The organism is Mycobacterium sp. TH-M103 (assembly GCF_057473785.1).
Window position 1 is genome coordinate 1 of the sequence record NZ_JBYCLG010000021.1, and the last position, 2967, is coordinate 2967.

Here is a 2967-nt window from a genome sequence, read left to right on the forward strand (position 1 = left end):
CGGCCCGGCACCGCGATCGGCTTGTCCGAGGGCGGGTTCGTGGTCGACGGCGCGCAGGCTCGACTGGCCGACGACCCGGCCGCTCCGCCGCCGGACACCCTGAACTTCGCCACGTTCGGCGACCCGATCGGCGAGCACGCCTTCGGTCAGAGTTTCTTATCCGCCATGTTCCCCGTCGGCAGCGTTGTGCCCGCGCTCGACTACACCATGCCGCCGCCATACCAGAGCCAATACGACACCGACAAGTTCGTGGCCGCCTACGACTCCATCGCGGACTTCCCGGACCGGCCGGACAACATGTTCGCCCTCGCCAACACCGTCATGGGCCTGGCCACGGGTCACACCGCGGTGGCCTTCACGAACCCGGGCATGGTGCCGCCGCAGAACATCAGGACCACGGTCAACTCCAGGGGCGCGAAGATCACGACGGTCATGGTCCCGGAGAAGCACCTTCCGCTGGTCATGCCCCTGGCCTACATCGGGATTTCGGAGGACACGCTCAACAAGCTCGACGCGATCCTGACGCCCCGGGTCAATGCGGGCTACGCGCGCAACGACGACCCGTCGACCGCCCCGGTTCAGGTGGACCCGCTGCACGGCTTCGACCCCGCGGAGGTCACCGCGCCGGCCAACCAGGCCACCTTCGGCGGCGGGGCCGACCCGTTCTCGCAGATCCTCGCCGGTGCCTTGTCCGTGTTGTCCCATGGCGCGGGACAGGCCGACCACTGACTCCGATGCGCCGCCTCGGAGAAATCGGCACGGACGTGATGTGACGCAGCCCCAGTCTTCCATTCTCTCGATGCTGCACGGCCGTGCCAGCCTGCGGCCCGACGACGTCGCCTTTACGTTCACCGATTGCGACGACGACTGGGCGGGCGTTCCCGAGAGCCTCACGTGGTCGCAGTTGTCCCGCCGGACAATGAATTTGGCGCGCGAGCTCAGCCTGCACGGCTCGGCCGGGGACAGGGCGGTGATCCTGGCTCCGCAGTCCCTCGACTACATCGCGGCGTTCCTGGGAGCCATGCAGGCCGGCCTGATCGCGGTTCCGCTCCCGTTGCCGCACCGCGGCTCGACCCATGAGCGGGTGAGCGCGGTCCTCACCGACACGTCGCCCGCGGTTGTCCTCACGACGTCCGCGGTCGCGGAGGACATCACCGAATATGTCGATCGGGCACGCCTGGAGGCCGTGCCGAAGATCGTCGAAATCGATTCGCTGAATCTGGATGCCGATGGCGGAACATCCCTTCCGGCAACAGCTTTGCCCAGCGTCGCGTATCTGCAGTACAGCTCGGGCTCCACCCGGCTGCCGACCGGCGTGATGATCTCGCACCGCAACCTCCAGGTGAACTTCGAGCAGCTGATGCGGAGCTTTTTCACGGAGTCCAACATCAAAGCCCCGCCGGATCTCACCATCGTGTCGTGGCTGCCCTTCTACCACGACATGGGTTTGGTGCTGGGCGTCTGCGCACCGATCCTGGGCGGCTATCGCGGCGAGCTGGCGAGCCCGGTCTCGTTCCTGGAACGGCCCGCGAGGTGGGTGCGATCCCTGGCCACGAGTCCGCACGCGTTTTCGGCGGCGCCGAACTTCGCCTACGACCTGGCCGCCCGCAAAACCGGCGACGGCGACCTCGCCGGGCTCGAGCTCTCCGGCGTGCTGGGCATCATCAGCGGCGCCGAACGTGTCGAGCCGGCCACCTTGCAGCGCTTCGTCGACCGGTTCGCCCACTTCGGCTTTCAAGACCACATGGTGCGCCCCTCCTACGGCTTGGCGGAGGCGACCGTCTTCGTGACGGCCGGCACCTGGAGCGAGTCGTCGAGCGCGGTGCGCTTCGATGCCGATGAGCTGTCCGCCGGCCGCGTCCGGCCAGGTGCGGCCCGGACCGGCACGGCGCTGGTCAAATACAAAGTGCCGCACTCCCCGACGCTGCGGATCGTCGACGCCGACACGGGCCGGGAGTGCCCGCCCGACGTGGTCGGCGAGATCTGGCTACACGGCCCCAACGTCGCCGAGGGCTACTGGCGCAAGCCGCCGGAGGAGCAGCGCTGCTTCGGCGCGACGCTGGTGGACCCGTCGCCGGGCACGCCGGGCGGCCCGTGGCTGCGAACCGGCGACCTGGGTTTCGTCTTCTCCGGTGAGCTGTTCATCGTCGGGCGCATCAAGGACTTGCTGATCATCCGCGGGCGGAACCACTACCCCGAGGACATCGAGGCCACGGCCCAGGAGCTCACCGGGGGCCGGGTCGCGGCGATATCGGTTCCGGTGAACGGCACCGAGGAGCTGGTCACCGTGATCGAACTCAAGAAGAGGGGCGACTCCGACGAGGCGGCGCTGCACCGGCTCGCCCGCGTCAGAAGCGACGTCACGTCGGCGATATCCAACGCGCACGGCTTGAGCGTCGGCGACCTCGTTCTGGTGTCGCCCGGGTCGATACCCACCACGACCAGCGGCAAGATCCGGCGGGCCGCCTGCGTCGAGCAGTACCGCGAGGGTCGATTCACCCGGTTGGACGCCTGAGGAGCAACCAGGCGGCGGTGGGGGCCGCCCCGCCCGCGGGCACGGTGACCGGTTGCACATAATGAGTCGAATCGCACCGGCAAAGGAGCCCCCGTGAGCACAAACCGTCCCCTTCGCGTCATCCAGTGGACCACCGGGAACATCGGGCGCCGCTCACTGCACGCCGTCATCGGCCGGCCCGACATGGAACTGGTCGGGGTGTACGCGCACGGGGCGGACAAGGTCGGCGTCGACGCCGCCGACCTGGCCGGCTGGCCCGAACCGACCGGTGTGCGCGCGACCGACGACATCGACGCACTGCTGGCCCTGGACGCCGACGCGTGCTGCTACAACCCGTTGTGGCCCAGCGTCGACGAACTGGTGCGGCTGCTGGAATCGGGTGTCAACGTGTGCACCAGCGCGGCCTGGATCACCGGGGGCAAGCAGACCCCGCAGGACCGCCAACGCATCCT

The 2967-nt window shown here is 68.7% G+C and carries 2 protein-coding genes and 1 pseudogene; all 3 read left to right on the forward strand.

All coding sequences use genetic code 11. The annotated features are described in order from the left end of the window. Positions 1-729: PE-PPE domain-containing protein (locus AC2VOR_RS00860; protein ID WP_486963034.1), on the forward strand; the 729-nt coding region annotated here is incomplete at its 5' end. Between the two features lie 40 nt (positions 730-769). Then, positions 770-2515, forward strand: coding sequence for an AMP-binding protein (locus AC2VOR_RS00865; protein WP_369737941.1), 1746 nt, complete (start codon positions 770-772; stop codon positions 2513-2515). Positions 2516-2608: 93 nt separating this feature from the next. Further along, positions 2609-2967 (forward strand): annotated as a pseudogene (locus tag AC2VOR_RS00870) (dihydrodipicolinate reductase); the annotation flags it as partial.